Annotated in this window: 10 protein-coding genes and 2 tRNA genes; 7 read left to right on the forward strand and 5 right to left on the reverse strand. The window is 63.9% G+C overall.

Annotated elements, in window-relative coordinates; genetic code table 11:
• Positions 1-41 precede the first annotated feature (41 nt).
• From ASD25_RS03575 to ASD25_RS03595, 5 genes are all read left to right on the forward strand, one after another.
• Entirely contained in the window at positions 42-1,754 is a 1,713-nt protein-coding gene (locus ASD25_RS03575) for a hypothetical protein (protein WP_055827294.1), read from the forward strand.
• Positions 1,755-2,009: 255 nt separating this feature from the next.
• Positions 2,010-4,376 (forward strand): EcoAI/FtnUII family type I restriction enzme subunit R, encoded by a 2,367-nt coding sequence (hsdR, locus tag ASD25_RS03580; RefSeq protein WP_055827297.1) that lies wholly within the window; start codon positions 2,010-2,012, stop codon positions 4,374-4,376.
• A 19-nt stretch (positions 4,377-4,395) separates the two neighbouring features.
• On the forward strand, positions 4,396-5,958 hold the full coding sequence (locus ASD25_RS03585) for a class I SAM-dependent DNA methyltransferase (protein ID WP_055827300.1): 1,563 nt from the start codon (positions 4,396-4,398) through the stop codon (positions 5,956-5,958).
• Positions 5,955-7,100 (forward strand): restriction endonuclease subunit S, encoded by a 1,146-nt coding sequence (locus ASD25_RS03590; RefSeq protein ID WP_156376887.1) that lies wholly within the window; start codon positions 5,955-5,957, stop codon positions 7,098-7,100. Before ASD25_RS03585 ends, ASD25_RS03590 begins: the two co-directional genes overlap by 4 nt.
• 60 nt (positions 7,101-7,160) lie before the next feature.
• Positions 7,161-8,804, forward strand: a complete 1,644-nt coding sequence (locus ASD25_RS03595) for a DUF6119 family protein (protein ID WP_055827306.1) — start codon at positions 7,161-7,163, stop codon at positions 8,802-8,804.
• A 94-nt stretch (positions 8,805-8,898) separates the two neighbouring features.
• Here the strand turns inward: ASD25_RS03595 and ASD25_RS03600 are convergent, their stop codons facing one another.
• Positions 8,899-9,819 (reverse strand): hypothetical protein, encoded by a 921-nt coding sequence (locus ASD25_RS03600; protein ID WP_055827309.1) that lies wholly within the window; start codon positions 9,817-9,819, stop codon positions 8,899-8,901.
• Between the two features lie 120 nt (positions 9,820-9,939).
• Here ASD25_RS03600 and ASD25_RS03605 point away from each other — a divergent pair, with 120 nt between their 5' ends.
• A complete protein-coding gene (locus tag ASD25_RS03605) occupies positions 9,940-10,953 on the forward strand; it encodes a site-specific integrase (RefSeq protein WP_055827316.1) in 1,014 nt (337 codons plus the stop codon).
• 695 nt (positions 10,954-11,648) lie between these two features.
• On the opposite strand, the gene ASD25_RS03610 is transcribed toward ASD25_RS03605, so the two are convergent.
• Positions 11,649-11,725: transfer RNA gene (locus ASD25_RS03610), tRNA-Arg, on the reverse strand.
• A gap of 25 nt (positions 11,726-11,750) precedes the next feature.
• A tRNA-Arg gene (locus ASD25_RS03615) sits at positions 11,751-11,827 on the reverse strand.
• 187 nt (positions 11,828-12,014) lie between these two features.
• On the opposite strand from ASD25_RS03615, the gene ASD25_RS03620 reads away from it, so the two are divergent.
• On the forward strand, positions 12,015-13,763 hold the full coding sequence (locus tag ASD25_RS03620; RefSeq protein WP_055827319.1) for a gamma-glutamyltransferase family protein: 1,749 nt from the start codon (positions 12,015-12,017) through the stop codon (positions 13,761-13,763).
• Between the two features lie 9 nt (positions 13,764-13,772).
• Here ASD25_RS03620 and ASD25_RS03625 read toward each other — a convergent pair whose 3' ends face one another.
• Complete coding sequence (locus ASD25_RS03625) at positions 13,773-14,654, reverse strand: lipid A-modifier LpxR family protein (protein ID WP_235561689.1); 882 nt, start codon at positions 14,652-14,654, stop codon at positions 13,773-13,775.
• A 141-nt stretch (positions 14,655-14,795) separates the two neighbouring features.
• On the reverse strand, positions 14,796-16,133 hold a 1,338-nt coding region (locus tag ASD25_RS03630; protein WP_056614998.1), incomplete at its 5' end, for a ribonucleoside-diphosphate reductase subunit alpha.

Raw genomic sequence — 16,133 nt, forward strand, 5'->3', positions numbered from 1 at the left:
TCACGGAGAGGGACCAGATACTGACCGAGTCTTCAGACGCCGTGCGAGCCTTCTTCTCTGCCTTGGACAGACAGGAGGCGAAATTTGTGCCGGTGCTCAGGAAGGACCGACTTGGCCTCTACCTGAGGGCCACGGTCAACGAGCTGGATCTGGCCGAATACGTACGGAGGACACGCGCCAATCGCACGGACGAGGACAGTGAGCAGTTCTACATCATGCACTTGGGGGCCACGAGGCTCGTAAAGCTGGCGCTGGAGGCTCGTCCGGGTTTCGATGTTCCCACGCTCACCTATCGCAGGGACAGCAGGATCGCGCGGCCTGTGCTTCAAATCGTATCCGGAATGGGCATGATCGAGCATGGCCGACGGGTCGCGCAGACGGCCATGGCCGGCACGGGCGAGATCGAACATGTCGGCAGCAAAGAGTTCATGATCACGCTGCCCGCCAAGCTGTTTGACGACCAGTACTACGAACGATCAATCGCTGAGCACTACACCAGCGCCCACACGAGGATGGTCGAGGAAGCCCTTCATGGAGAGGCGTTCTCAAGCGCGCGCGAGGAGGTCGACCGACTGCTCGATGAACTTGTTTATCCGTTCAAGACCCACTTCATCGGTTACGGTGGAGACCCGCTGCTAGATGAGTACTTCTACGCGCTAGCCTTTCAGCGTGTTGCTCTCGAGGATGGGTACGACACCTTCAACTACGCGGTCGAGTTCGGCGGGGTCAGTTTCCAGAAATTCATTCTCGCGATCACGTTCCTGCAGTCACTGTCGCTGCGTCACGAGAGGTTTGCAGAAGCCCTGTGCGCCAAGGACAGCAAGGTGCGCATTGAGAACGTCCTCACGATCTCAGCTGACCCCGCCGCCTTTGTCGATACGATCCGAGAGGCGCTTTCACACTTTGGAGCGCAACTCGAAGAGTTCGGGGGAATCACCACGGAGGACGCTGAAACCATCTTCCGTGTGCTCTCGGTTGGTCGGGAAAATACTGCGCTTCTGGACCGGCCTGGGTGCTCCCTGCCGCCACTGATCAGAACGTCGGAAGGGGGGGTGATCAGATGTCAGACCGGATCCCTGAATCGCCCAGTGCTCTTCCTGCTGGACTCCCTTCGGTTTCATTTTCCGACAGACTACGACAGGAACCAGGCACGGCGCGAACAGTCGATGCAGGCAGCCATGCGGCGCGTCCTCGACGAGCTAGGACAAGACTTCACATACCTAGAAAACGTCAAGCTACGCCTCGGGGGAAGGCTGATCACCGATGTGGACCTTGTCGCGATCGACGGAGCCTCCGGGCAGATGATTCTCGTCCAGCTGAAGCACCAAGATCCGTTCGGGATGGACATCGCGACGCGCGAGAGCCGGTCAAGGCGTCTGAAGCAGCAGTCGCAGGCATGGCTTACCGCCACCTCGCAATGGATGGCCGAGGTCGGCGATCGTGGCCTCCGCTCGGCCTTCCGGCTTGAGAAGACTGTGCCCGATCCCACGATCTATCGGATGATCGTCGCCCGTCACTTCAGCTATCCCCTTCGCGGACTTCCCGACCAGCAGGATGTTGCGTTCGGAAACTGGCTGCAATTCTACAATGCCGTCGAGCTCGTCAGGATAAGAAACGAGGGAACATCTCTCGCCCGCGTCTTCGACACGCTGCAGGCCAGCCAAGAGCCCGGTGGGAGGCAGGAGCACCATAACGAGCCGCCAAGCGAGTGGGTGATCGATGATCTGAAGTTTACGATCCGCCAAGCGAGCTGATCAGCTGTAAACGCGCCGCCCCACCGGAGATGACCTTCCCTCCTTCCGGTACCTGACCATGCGCCTAGTCTCTAGGTTTGCGATCAGCAAGGCCGGGGTGCGCGTGGAGGCGGTCTTAATTGATAGTGGGTGCCGTCGCCTGTCTGGAGAGACGGGTGTCCAATCGAGTTCTGGAATAGTCTCGATTTTCGGATAGGTTAAGCGAAAGCGAGACCATTCTGGAGGTTTGGGATTGAGAGATCGGGGCGGGCTTCAGTGAGCAATGAAGCAGACACTTGCCGCAAGTTCATTGTACCCAGGCTCCAGACCGCTGGGTGGGACACCGCCCCTTGCGCCATCAATGAGCAGCGTAGCTTTACGGACGGTCGTGTTCTGTTCGTGGGCGGCGTAGCGAAACGAGGCAAGCGGAAGCGCGCCGACTACATCCTTCGCTATCGACCGGACTACCCGATCGCCGTTGTCGAAGCGAAAGCCGAATATCAGTCAGCCCAGGACGGCGTGCAGCAAGCGCGCGATTATGCCGAAGTGCTGGGGCTACGTTTCGCCTACGCGAGCAATGGGCGAGAGATTATTGAAATTGACCTTGTGGCCGGCGTCGAGGTCGGGCGGGAGGACTTCCCCACTCCGGCCGAACTATGGCAGCGCCACCGCGAAGCGCTTGGTCTCCCTAACGCCGAAACCGAAACCAAGCTGCTGACGTCCGGTTATCCCGATGCCGAACGACCACTGCGCTACTATCAAGAAATCGCCGTCAATCGCGCGCTGGAGGCCATATTGGCTGGTCGGCAACGCGCGCTGCTCAACCTTTGCACAGGTGCGGGCAAGACGGCGGTCGCATTCCAACTGTCTTGGCGGCTGTGGGCTGCTGGCTGGAACAAGCGGGGCGACCACCGGAAGCCAAAGATACTGTTTCTCGCCGACCGCAACATCTTGGTGGATGACCCGAAGGACAAGACCTTCGCGCCTTTCGGCGACGCCCGTTGGAAGATTGGGGCGGGACAGGCGATCCATAGTCGGGACATCTACTTCTCGACTTATCAGGCGATCGCCGAAGATGAACGCCGTGCTGGGCTTTACCGTGAATACACCCGCGACTTCTTCGACCTGATCATTATCGACGAATGCCACCGAGGCAGTTCGCGCGCGGATGGCTCTTGGCGCGAAATCCTCGAGTGGTTCGAGCCGGCCTACCAACTCGGCATGACCGCCACGCCTCTCCGTGAGGAGAGCCGGGACACCTACGCATACTTCGGGGAGGCGCTCTACACGTACTCACTTGCCCAAGGCATTGCTGATGGGTTCTTGGCGCCCTACCGCGTGCACCGCATCGTCACAGACCTTGATGCGGCCGGCTGGCGTCCGACCGCTGGGGAACTGGATCGCTACGGCCGCGCCGTCCCCGACGAGGAGTATCAAACCAAGGATTTCGAGCGCGTTGTGGCGCTACGAGCGCGAACCGACGCCATCGCGCGTCATCTGACCGACTTCCTGAAGAATACCGACCGCTTCGCCAAGACGATTATCTTCTGCGTCGACCAGGATCACGCCAGCGAAATGCGTCAAGCGTTGGTGAACCTGAACTCAGATTTGGTGGCGCGCTATCCCGACTATGTCGCGCGCGTCACTGCCGACGAAGGCGACATCGGTAAAGGAAAGTTGTCCCGTTTCCAGGACCTAGAAGCGGAGACGCCGGTGATCCTGACTACCTCTCAACTGCTCACGACCGGTGTCGATGCGCCGACGTGCAAGAACGTGGTTTTGGCGCGCGTAGTCGGATCGATGGCCGAGTTCAAACAGATCATTGGACGAGGCACCCGTCTGCGCGAGGACTACGGCAAGCTGTGGTTCAACATCATCGACTACACCGGGACCGCTACCGAGAAGTTCGCCGACCCCGCCTTCGATGGCGATCCGGTCGCGGAGGTGCGAATCGAGATCGACCCGAGTGGCGAAGTCGTAACGTCAGAGACCGAGGACCATGAACAGGCGGAGGAGCAGGAAGAGGCGAACGGGCCGACTGAACTGCCGCCTGATGATAACGACGTTCTCCCGCGCAAACTCTACATCGACGGTGGCCAGGTCGAGGTGGTGGCGCACTTGGTCTATGATCTCGACACCGAGGGTAAACGGCTCACCTGCCGCAGGCTGACAGACTGGACGGGCGAGAAAGTTCGCACTCTGTTCGCCACGCCGGCCGCGTTCCGTGCGGAATGGGCGCTGCCCGATAAGCGCGCTTCCGTTATCGAGGCGCTGGCCGATCGTGGGATTGACCTCCATGCCCTCCAGGCGGACGCTGAACGGCCGGACGATGACCCCTTCGATCTCCTCTGTCATCTGGCCTGGAATGCGCCGCTCCTAACGCGGGCAGAGCGAGCACAGCGGCTGCGAGTCGCGAAGTCGGACCTGTTCACCCGCTACGGGGAGGACGCGCGCGCCGTGCTGGACGCGCTCCTCGACAAATACGCTGGCAGCGGTCCGGACCAGCTTGCCTTACCGCAGGCGCTCAAGGTCCAGCCCGTATCCGATTTTGGCAACCCGAGCGAGATCGCGCGTCGCTTTGGTGGGCCGCAGGCGATGCGTAAGGCGGTGGCGGAGTTGACCCAAGCGCTCTATGCCGCCTGACCGCCGACTAGGGAATCACATGGCCCGCGCCAAGAAGACCGCCGCTCCCCAAGCTACCGCCCAGCGCCTGGATTCCATTGTGAAGTCGGCCCGCAAGATCATGCGGAAGGACAAAGGTCTGAACGGAGACCTCGACCGGTTGCCTGTGCTGACTTGGATCATGTTTCTCAAATTCCTCGACGATCTTGAGCGCGTTCACCAAGACGAGGCTGAACTGGCTGACGAGCCCTTCCACGCCGCGATCGAGCCGCCTTATCGCTGGCGCGACTGGGCGGCCGACAAGGACGGTATCACCGGCCCCGACCTCCTCTTGTTCATCACCGGTGATGAAACCACCCGGCCCGACGGCACGCGGGGCCCTGGCCTGTTCGCTTATCTTCGTTCTTTGCGGGGACAGAACGGCGGCCGGGATCGGCGAGACGTAGTCGCGACAGTCTTTCGTGGTGTCACCAACCGAATGGAGAGCGGCTATCTGCTAAGGGACGTGATCAACCTGATCGACGGCATCCACTTCGATAGTTCCGAGGAAATTCATACTCTCGGCCGTCTTTATGAAACGCTTCTGCGCGAGATGCGCGACGCGGCTGGCGACAGCGGTGAGTTCTACACTCCGCGCGCCGTTGTGCGGTTCATGGTGGAACGCGTCGATCCACGGATTGGCGAGACCGTGCTTGATCCGGCTTGCGGCACTGGAGGCTTTCTGACCGAAGCCTACGGCCACATGGTGCGTCAGGCTGATACCGTGAAGAAGCGTGAACAACTTCAGGCGGGATCGCTCAAGGGTGTCGAGCCAAAGTCGCTGCCCTTCCTGCTGGCCCAGATGAACCTTCTCCTGCATGGGCTGGAGGCGCCGGAAATCGATCCCGGCAACGCCCTGCGCCACCGCCTGACAGACATCGGCGAGCGGGAGAGAGTGGAGGTCATCCTGACCAACCCGCCCTTCGGTGGCGAGGAAGAGGCGGGCATCCTGTCCAACTTCCCCGACGATCGACGCACGGCCGAGACAGCGCTGCTGTTCCTCCAACTCATCATGCGGCGCCTCAAGCGTGGGGGCCACGGGCGAGCGGCGGTGGTCGTGCCACACGGCGTGCTGTTCGGCGACGGGGTAGCGGCTCGGATCAAGGCCGACCTGTTGGAGCGATTCAACCTGCATACGATCGTTCGCCTGCCGGAGGGCGTGTTCGCGCCTTACACCGACATCGCTACCAATATCATTTTCTTCGACACGACCGGACCCACCAGCGACATCGCATACTGGGAGCAACCGGCGCCCGAGGGGCGTCGCAAGTACTCCAAGACCGCGCCTTTGCAGTCGGCTGACTTGGCCGACCTTGCGAACTGGTGGGACACAAGAGGCGAAGACCCTTGCGCCTGGACCGTGCACGGTCCAGGGCTCATCGAGCGAGACGAGGCGGGCTTGGTTCGCGCCGTAAATCTCGACCTAAAGAATCCCCGCTCAAAGAGCACCGCGGACCATCGCGCACCCACAGAGATCGTCGACGCGGCCCTAGCCAAGGAGCGCGAGGTGGTGGCGGCGCTGGAGGAATTGCGCGTGCTGCTCGCGAAACGCGGTGCGGTATGACCAGTTGGCCCAAGGTGCCGCTTGGCGAAGTGCTCACTTCTGCCTCTAACCGTATCGTCCTTGATCCTGAATCGACTTACTCGCAGGTAACTGCTCGTCTCTGGGGCAAGGGTCTCAAGCTTCGTGGGCAACTTAAGGGTGCTGAGATTTCAGCAACCCAGCAGAATGAAGTGAAGACCGGGCAGTTTGTGATCTCCAAGATCGACGCGCGCCACGGCGCGTTCGGAATTGTGCCGCCCGAACTGGACGGGGCGGTGGTCTCGAATGACTTCCCATCGTTTGACGTCGACGATCGGCGGGCGGTCCCGGCCTACGTCGCGTGGGTAAGCAAAACCGACTGGTTCGTTGCCCTTTGCAGGCGCGCCAGCGAGGGAAGCACCAATCGCGTGCGACTAAAAGAGGCGCGGTTCCTTGCGCAAGAGATACCTCTCCCGCCCCTTGCTGATCAAAGATCCATCGTGGCGCGACTGGACGCGGCCGCGGAGGCGGTAGCCTCACGCGCCCATGCCGCTGACGCAGTAGGGGCAGAGACCGCTGCGGTCTTGCGCGCCGCTTTCACACGCATCGCGGCCGATGCCCCGCGCGTCGCAATGGCCGAGGTCGCGCCGCTCGTTCGCCGTCCTGTAGTCATCGACCTCGACGCGGCCTACCCGGAACTTGGTGTCCGTTCGTTCGGCAGAGGCACCTTTCACAAGCCTGCCCTGCCCGGCATCGAGGTTGGTTCGAAAAAGCTGTTCCGCATCGAAAACGGTGATCTGCTCTTCAATATCGTGTTCGCTTGGGAGGGCGCTGTCGCGGTAGCCCAACCCGAAGACACGGGTAGGGTGGGCTCTCATCGCTTTCTCACCTGCGTCCCCTGTCCCGAACGCGCCACATCGAAATTCTTGCGATACTGGTTCCTTAGCGAAGAAGGGCTTCTGGCCCTCTCGCAAGCATCGCCCGGCGGGGCTGGCCGCAACCGCACCTTGGGCATTAAGGCGCTGGAGAAAATCGCAATCCCCGTCCCCACGTTGGATGACCAATGCTGGTTCGACGACCTGCAAGTTAAGGCAAATGCTGCCTGCGTAGCTCAAGGACAAGCATCCGGCCATCTAAGCGGCCTGCTGCCGGCGATGCTCCATGAGGCCCTCAGTCCGGCGTAACGCCTAGCTTCTTGCGATCTTCGGTTCCGCGAACCACGATACCCTGAAGAAGGGGCCGGAATGACCGAGAAAACTCAGAACATTAACCTGCGACTCCTGCGAGAGGACGTCGAACCGGCCGGTGCCATTCGGGCTGGCGTGACCTTAGAACCGTGGGCTGCGTTCGAAGGCTCCCAAGTCGCAACCGGCGCCTTGGGCGGCGGATATCCAGGGTGGACAGACTTCCTGGATTTGCCGGCTGCCACCAAGAACAATCTGATCCAGAGGTCCGCCTACGGGCTCGCGTTTCTGAAGGCTGACGCAAGGTGGTTTGCCGTCTCTTTCGGCATGGGGCACTCCAAACTGGACCAGACGGCGTTCGAGCAGGACTTCGGCCTGCGCGTTGTTCTGAACGCTGTGGACCACACCAAGCTGCGCAGTGCGGACCTGCGGACGCCCGACTCCAACACACTAAGCCGTAGGTCCCAGACCAGCCGGGGATCGGAGCGGACGGCGTTCGAGATTGATCCGGAGCGCGACATTGTCCGGGGGCTGCTTGGCGAGCCTAAGGACAAGACATTCGCGACTCGGATCAGTGGAAGCGATGCGCTCACGATCCGACGTAAGGTCAAGCTGGACGATCTGCCAAGCATCTGCTCTCGGGCCTTGGCGTTGCACGGCCTCGACGACTACAAAACCGAGTTCGGGTGGATCGACCAAATCAAGCACGTTCGAGACGCTAAGGTGCTCGAAAGGCTGGACGGGGCCCTCGCAAGCGCCCTGACTGACGCGTTGGCGAACAACCCATCGGAGGTTGATGACATAGGGCTGGCTTACCCGGTCATCTACGACCCCGACAAGACCGACTGGGTTCGCTTTCGGGGCTTCTCGTCACAGTCGGTTTTTCCTGATCTGGAAATCGTCCACTATCTGTCAGACCTGAAGGCTAAGAGCTTAAGCGTCTACGATAAGGACTTCCTCTCTCGACACTCGGTCCAGGAGTGCGACGAGAAGGGCCAAGTAAACGGCCAAGCGTGGCCGGTGAAGGACTGCCTCGTCTTCGAAACCGTCCTCGACGGTGAAACCTTCACTCTGTCCGGTGGCCGGTGGTATCGGATCGACGCCGACTTGGCGAAGGAGGTCGCAGCGTACTTCGCCAACACCGATAAGGTGGCGCTTCCGGATGCCCACGCCGGTGACAACGAAAAGCGATATAATGCCCGTGTGGAGGCAAGCGGAGGGGACTTGCTGTCCTTGGACGTTAAACTGGTGAAGCCGAGCGATTCCTCTACTTCGATTGAGGTCTGCGACTTCCTCGGCAAGGACAAGCGGCTCATCCACATCAAGGACAAGTCCGAGTCTTCGCGGCTCAGCCACCTCTTCAACCAAGGCCTCGTGTCGGCGATCGCGCTAAAGCGGGACGGGCCATTCCGTGATCGCGTTCGCACCAAGATCGCCGAACAGCCGGGAGGCGCGGATTACGTCGACCTCGTGCCCGCCGCCGGCACTCACCTGGTGCCCGCCGACTACACCGTTGTGTTCGGCGTCCTCGTGAACGGCTCGCCGAAGAAGGAACCGAGGCTGCCCTTCTTCAGCCTGATCACCTTCCGCCATGCCGGCCGCCGGATCGCTGACGAACTCGGCTACAAAGTCGCATTCGCGTGGATAAAGAAGCCCGCAGCGGGGGTCGGGAAAAAGGCGGAGCGCCAGAAGAAGGAACCATAGTCGACGAGACGATCACGGCCTCCGCCTTTGCAACGGTTACCACTCATGGCTCTTCGTGCTTGGCTCCTTTAAGGCGTTCCGCGTGCCCGACGTGCTATCCCATTCGAGCAAAGGTCATGGCCGCCCGAAGCCCCGGTACTGAGTCCTTTTGGCTATGATGGAGGACAGCGACGGCATGTCGCGGCCCTTCCGCGGGGATGCCCCGCCGTTCCGCGCAACGCTCTGCAACATGATACACCCACAGCCGGGCCATTTGGCGCAGCGGCTCAACAACCTCCAAAGAAAGATCTTGCCGATCCTGAACGCGCTCAAGGATCCAGGCCACTTGGCGTCCCATCATTCGATAATCCATTTGCCTGTTCCGCCAGACTTCAAGACGCTCAAGGACGTAGAGACGTGATCGCGCTGCCTCGTAGAGTTCCCTTGAGGACATGTTGGGACCAGTGTCGAGCAGCTTGGCGTCCCTGAGCGCCCCGATCGCGATCTGCAGCGCAGACCACTGCTCCGGGAGGAGCATCTGCTTTCGAAAGTGGGAGAGCTGGACTGATGTCGACCGCCCCATCGTCCTTGCGGCGGCTGACCAGGAGACATGCCACAGGTCGAACCGCTCACGATCTTTTCGCACCAACAACATCCGTCGTACGATCCGATTCCGAAGCTGGATCGATTGATCATGCGCCACGGGATTCTTGATTCGATCACCCTCCAATGAGGCGGCGCGAAGCCGCAGGGACAGGTCGAGTACGAACACAAGTTCCGCTCTCAGATCGCATTCCGCCATTAGAGCAAAGGGATCCCGGCGCCCTGCGCGCGGACTCAACGGCTCGGCCAGCCGGAGCCTCTTCGCCCTGCGTTCCTCCTGCAGGGCCCGTTCGACGGCCTTGATCCGATTATAGAACGAGCTCTTGGGCACACTTGGGAAGGTCGCGCGGATCGGCCTCCAGTCCGGATCGGACTGCCTCCTGAGCTCTTTCCGGATTGCAGCGTCGACTGCTGGATATTTCGTGGTCGGCATGGTGAGCTTCCTGTTTCTGGAGCCCCATCATTTCGTCACGACCTGGATCCCCGTGAATCCGGGTTGCCGGGATTTGCTGATTAGCCTAGACAGATTGCGGCCGCATAACACGGCTCTCCCATGAAACTCATTTCTGCGGCCGTTCCGACGGTCGGAACGGCGCTCCAGTTGGAGGCGCTTCTGACAGACCATGCCGACAAGCGGGTTTGGGACCTGCTCGACGATTATCTCGCCAGTCCGGATTTCCTCCGGCTCTCGGCCAGCACGCGGCAGGAGTATCGCCGCGTCGCCGGCCATTTGCATGACCACATCGGGCACGTCGCACTGGATCAGGTGCGACGTCCATTCCTCCGCAGCTTGCGGGATCGCTGGGCCCTCGACGGACACCGGGCAGCCACCCTGCGACTACAGCTTCTGAAGAACGCATGTCGGCCGCTGATCGATGATGAGGTTCTTCCGCTGAATCTCTTCTTCGGTGTTAACCGCGTGAAGGGACGAGGGCGGTGCGCCGAACCGCACCCGGTGTGGACGCCGGCGGAGGTGGCGGACGTCTTGGCCGCCTGTGCGCATATGCCAGGTCTGGTGAGAGCGGTCGGCCTTGCCAGATACGGCGGCTTTCGGCGCGACGATCTGTGCCGCCTGCCCACAACGGCTCGCGTCCGGGAAGGGGCGCGGGTCCGATACAGGTGGCGATCGGGAAAGAGCCTGATCGGCATCGAACATCTCGAAGACCCGCGGCTGACCGAGCTCCTCGATGAGCGCACGACCTCCGCTGCGCCCACCATCGCCTACAATCGTCGCGGCGGCGCTTGGCGCCCGAGGCAGCTCAGTCAGGCGTTGGCCCGCGTTCTTGGGCGACTGGAGGGGAAGGGCAAGGTAAGGTCCGGGCTGACTTGGCACGGCCTGAGACACACGCGCGGCGTAGAGCTCGCCGAAGCCGGATGCTCCGACGCCATCATCATGGCCCAGCTCGGCCATACCACCGACCGGTCTGCGCAAATCTATCGGCGACAGGCCAGTCGCAGGAGACTGGGAGACGTAGGCCAAGAGCTCGTCAACGCCAGCGTTCTCTTCCATCCGACGGCCACCGTGAGTCCGGATGATGGCTGGCACATCAGGCCCCGGAGACCGTGATGTGCCAGCCCGCTATTGCGACGCCTCGGGCGGCGAGGGTGGCCGGCCCGCAGTTTTGCGGATTTGGCGCCCCGACACGGGTCGCGGTTGCCGGACCAGCCAGGAAAGTTCGCGATGGGGCGGCACATCACGGCGTTTTTGGCTTGTGATAGCTGGTCGATCACGAGGGCCGATCACGGGGACTGTGCGCCCGGCGGTCTCTCTGGCTGAAAAAGGGACCGCGATTCGGGTGAACAATGGCTGGTCACGAAAACCGACCCTTTTGTCCCCCGGGTGGACAGTTGAAACTTGAGAAGATCTTGATCTAAAGATCGTTTTCCCCGCTCAAGTAACGCCCAAGACGCCGGGTCGCGAGCCGGATTTGTTGGACTGCAAGCGCGAATTTGCGTTTCAGATTCGGGAATTAACCTTCCAAACCGCCGCATGGCGATGTCCCCCGACAATCCCGGGGGGACAGAGGAGCAGTTCACGAGTCCGGGGGACAAGCCCAAAAACGGTGTGTCCGGGCAACGCCGGCGTCCGAGCCGTTCTAGGTTATGTAACCAGCGGTTCCCGGTCGAGTGAGGCCTCAGAAGCCCTCAGACGCCTTCGGACTGGAACCAGTCCAGGCGGTGGACAATCTGGCGACCATTACTGTTGCCCTCGGTATAGAAGCGCTACTCGCCGCCCGAAAGCTCAACATATTCTGGAAGAAATGGCGCGCCCGGAACGATTCGAACGTCCGACCCTCAGATTCGTAGTCTGATGCTCTATCCAGCTGAGCTACGGGCGCGCTTGGCCGCGAACGGCGAGGNAAATGGCGCGCCCGGAACGATTCGAACGTCCGACCCTCAGATTCGTAGTCTGATGCTCTATCCAGCTGAGCTACGGGCGCGCTTGGCCGCGAACGGCGAGGCGGGTATCTAGCGGACGRGGSGGCGGGGGGCAAGAGCCACGCGACGGGTTTTCAACGATGAATTCCGGCGCCGATCCGCACGGGCGAAACGGCGGGGGGTTTCGTTCGGGCGGCCGCCGGGCCAAGTAGAGGCTTCTCCGCGCATCCGCCCTCGCACGAGTCAGCCATGAACCTCCTCCCGACCCGGTCCTTCCGAGTGCTGACGGCTGTCGTGGCGACGGCGCTGGCGCTGGCGGGGTGTGCGGGCGGGACGGGCGGATCAGCCGGCGCGGCGCCGGTCCCGGCCCCGGCGCCGGCCGCGCGCGGCCCCTTCGTGGCCGCCGCCAATCCGCTGGCGGTCGAGGCGGGTCTGAAGGTGCTGCGCGAGGGCGGTTCGGCGGTGGACGCCGCCGTGGCCATCCAGGCGGTGCTGGGCCTGGTCGAGCCGCAGTCGTCGGGACTGGGGGGCGGCGCCTTCATGATGGTGTTCGACGCCGCCACCGGCGAGGTCACCAGCTATGACGGACGCGAGACGGCGCCGGCGGCGGCGACGCCTGAACTGTTCTACGAAGACGGACGGCCGCTCGGCGTGGGCGAGGCGATCCTGAGCGGCCGCTCGACCGGCGCGCCGGGCGCCGTGGCCATGCTGGCGATGGCGCAGAGGGCGCACGGACGGCTGCCGTGGAGCGCCCTGTTCGGCGACGCGGAGCGTCTGGCGCGCGACGGCTTTGTGGTCAGCCCTCGGCTGGCGGGCATGATCGCGGCCCCGCGGGGCCAGGCGAGAAGCCGCTGGGCCAATGCCTATTTCACCAGGCCGGACGGGGCGCGCTACGCCGCCGGCGACGTGCTCAGGAACCCCGCCTACGCCGAGACCGTGGCCGAGCTGGCGGCGGGGGGCGCCGACGCCTTCTACAACGGCCGCATCGCGCGCGAGATCGCCGCCGCCGTGGCGCAGGAGCCGCGGCCCGGCGCGCTGACGACCGCCGACATCGCCGCCTATGCGCCGGTCGAGCGCGGGGCCCTGTGCCGGCCGTACAGGATCTATGTCGTCTGCGTGCCGCCGCCGCCGTCCAGCGGCGTGGCCGTGCTTCAGCTGCTGGCCATGGCCGAGCGGACGCCGGACGTCCACGAGGGGCCCGGCAGCGTGGCGGCCTGGACCGCCTTCGCCCAACTGCAGCGGCTCATGTACGCCGACCGCGACCGCTATGTCGGCGATCCCGGGTTCGTGGGCGTGCCGGTGCAGGGCCTGCTGGACCCCGACTATGTCGCCGCCCGCGCCGCGCTGGCGCCCGGCCTGACCGGCGCCGCCGAATCCGGCACGCCGCCGGGCGGCGCCTTCCCCGGCCCCGACGCGACGCGCGAACCGGCAGGGACCTCGCATTTCGTGGTCGTCGACGCCCGGGGCAATGCGGTCAGCATGACCACCACGGTGGAAAGCGTGTTCGGTTCGGGCCGGATGGCGGCCGGCTTCTTCATCAACAATCAGCTGACCGACTTCTCGTTCACGCCCGTGCGGCCCGACGGCGCGCCGGCGGCCAACGCCGTGGCGGCCGGTAAACGGCCCCGGTCGTCGATGTCGCCGGTGTTGATCCTCGACCGCGACGGGCGCCTGCTGGGGGCCCTGGGCTCGCCGGGCGGGCCGTCGATCCTGGCCTATAACGCGAGGGCCCTGATCGCGATCCTGGACTGGGGCCTGCCGGTGCAGGCGGCGTTCGACCTGCCCAATCTGGTGGCCAGGGGCGACGGCTTCGGAGCGGACACGGAACGCTTCTCCGAGGCCCTGCGCACGGGGCTGGCCGCGCGGGGCGTCGCGCTCCAGCCCAACGCCAGTGAAAACTCGGGCCTGCATGGCGCGATGTGGCGGCAGGGTGCGGGGGGCTGGGCCTGGGACGGGGGCGCCGACGATCGTCGGGAAGGTGTGGCGCGGACGCAGTAGCGGGCGCGGCTATTCCGGCTTGATGCTCAGCTGGAAGGCGATCAGGCCCTCGGACACGTCCGTATCGACGCCGTGGCCGGCGCGCAGGCCCTCGGTCTCGATCTCGCGATAGACGACGCTCAGGGAGCTGTGCACCGGGCCCCGGCGCATCGCCACGCCCAGCGAGGCGTCGCCGAGGAAATTGCCCGAGTCCTGGCTCACGCCCGAGCGGGCGAAGTCGCCGTCCCGGTTGCGGGCGAAATTATAGCCGACGGCCCGGCCCGAGCCCGCCGCGTACAGATACCAGCGGGGACGTTCGCCGAAGGCGTCGCCGCCGTCCGGGACCAGCTTTTCGAGGCCGCGGCCGATGCGCAGGGTGGCGCCCGCCTCTGTCGTGCCGCCGCGCGATCCCACCCCGACCCCCAGGTGCGGCGTCAGGGTGACGTCCAGCCCCGAGGCCGTCTGGCCCAGGGTTTCGGTCCAGCCGCGGATGTAGGTCAGATCGTAGTGTTCGGCGTCGAGGGTCGCCGGGTCCAGCGGTCCGGGCGGCAGGGGCGAGCCGTCGAGGCGGCGCAACGGCCCCTCGGTGCGCAGGCGCAACCGGTCGTCGAAGCGCTCCGTTTCGAACCAGACGTCCCGGCTGGACGCCGCCCATTGCGAAGACCGGTCGCGGTCGGGCGCATAGCCGGCCCAGCCATCGGCGGCTTCCCATGCACGGTCGGCGGCATACCGGGCGTCACGGTCGAGACGGGTCAGGAGATCGGCGACATTGGTCGGGCGCTCGACGGCGACTTTCCACGGGTCGGAAAGATCGGACCGGGCGGTCGGGGTGTCCTGCGATTCGGTTGCGAGCGCCGGGGCCGCAAGCGCCACAGTCGCCAACACTCCGGCCAGAATCGCCGCCATACGCATCAACGGTCCCTCCCCGATCCGTTAACGAATGCGACCCTGCACGATGCAGGCCGTTACGCCAACAGACTTTCGCTTCGTGTCCCGGAACGTCGGCCCCGACAGGCAGGTTCCGGCGGAGAGGCTGTCGGCGTGGTTACCGGCCTACTGGCAGGCCAGGCATTCGTCGTAGTCGGTGCGCGCCGCCGAGAAGAGGTCCGGCTGGTTCGGGTCGATCTCGGCCTCGACCTTGTTCTCGGCCCCGGCGAAGGCGGCCCGCTGAACCGATTTGGAGCGCAGGTAGTAGAGCGACTTGACGCCCTTCTCCCAGGCCGACCAGTGCAGCATGTGCAGGTCCCACTTGTTCACGTCGCCGGGGATGAACAGGTTGATCGACTGCGCCTGGCAGATTTCCGGAGCGCGGTCGGCCGACAGTTCGACGATCCAGCGCTGGTCCAGCTCGAAGGCGGTCTTGAAGATGGCCTTCTCGTCCTCGTCCAGGCCTTCGAGGTGCTGCACCGAACCCTCGTGCTCGAGGATGGAGGACCAGACCTCGGTGGTGTCGATGCCCTTCGCGCCGAGAACCTTCTCCAGATAGGGGTTCTTGACCGCGAACGAGCCCGACAGGGTCTTGTGGGTGTAGATGTTGGCCGGGATCGGCTCGATGCCGGCCGAGGTGCCGCCGCAGATGATCGAGATCGAGGCGGTCGGGGCGATGGCCAGCTTGTGGCTGAACCGCTCCATGACGCCGCGCTCGGCGGCGTCCTCGCAGGCGCCCTTCTCTTCGGCCAGGACGCGGCTGGCCTTGTCGGCCTCGCGGCGCAGGTGTTTGAACAGCCGCATGTTCCACGACTTGGCCATGGCGCTTTCGAAGGCCACGCCCTGGGACTGCAGGAAGGAGTGGAAGCCCATCAGACCGAGGCCGACCGAACGCTCGCGCTTGGCCGAATAGACGGCCGCAGCCATGGCCGGCGGGGCGCGGCGGATGAAGTCCTCGAGCACATTGTCGAGGAAGCGCATCACGTCCTCGACGAATTTCGGCTCCTCGCGCCACTCCAGGAACATCTCGGCGTTGACCGAGGACAGGCAGCAGACGGCGGTGCGATCGACGCCGAGGTGGTCGCGGCCGGTGTGCAGCATGATCTCGGCGCACAGGTTGGACTGTTTGACCGACAGGCCCAGCTCGCGCTGGTGCGGCGCCATCTGGCGGTTCACCGTGTCCGAGAAGATCAGATAGGGCTCGCCGGTCTGCAGGCGGATCTCGAGGATCTTCTGCCATAGGGCGCGGGCGTCGACGGTCTTCACCACCGCCTTGTCCTTGGGTGACAGCAGGTCAAAGGTCCGGCCGTCGCGGACAGCCTCCATGAAGGCGTCCGAGATGTTGATGCCGTGGTGCAGGTTCAGGGACTTGCGGTTGAAGTCGCCCGAGGGTTTGCGGATCTCGAGGAACTCCTCGATCTCGGGGTGGTGGACGTCCAGATAGACGGCGGCCGAACCGCGGCG

Source organism: Brevundimonas sp. Root1423 (assembly GCF_001426805.1).

Coding starts and splice junctions, on each gene's coding strand:
- ASD25_RS03625 (WP_235561689.1), bottom strand. CDS start 14,654: ATGCGTATGGCGGCGATTCTGGCCGGAGTGTTGGCGACTGTGGCGCTT.
- ASD25_RS03600 (WP_055827309.1), bottom strand. CDS start 9,819: ATGCCGACCACGAAATATCCAGCAGTCGACGCTGCAATCCGGAAAGAG.
- ASD25_RS03585 (WP_055827300.1), top strand. CDS start 4,396: ATGGCCCGCGCCAAGAAGACCGCCGCTCCCCAAGCTACCGCCCAGCGC.
- ASD25_RS03595 (WP_055827306.1), top strand. CDS start 7,161: ATGACCGAGAAAACTCAGAACATTAACCTGCGACTCCTGCGAGAGGAC.
- ASD25_RS03605 (WP_055827316.1), top strand. CDS start 9,940: ATGAAACTCATTTCTGCGGCCGTTCCGACGGTCGGAACGGCGCTCCAG.
- ASD25_RS03590 (WP_156376887.1), top strand. CDS start 5,955: ATGACCAGTTGGCCCAAGGTGCCGCTTGGCGAAGTGCTCACTTCTGCC.
- ASD25_RS03620 (WP_055827319.1), top strand. CDS start 12,015: ATGAACCTCCTCCCGACCCGGTCCTTCCGAGTGCTGACGGCTGTCGTG.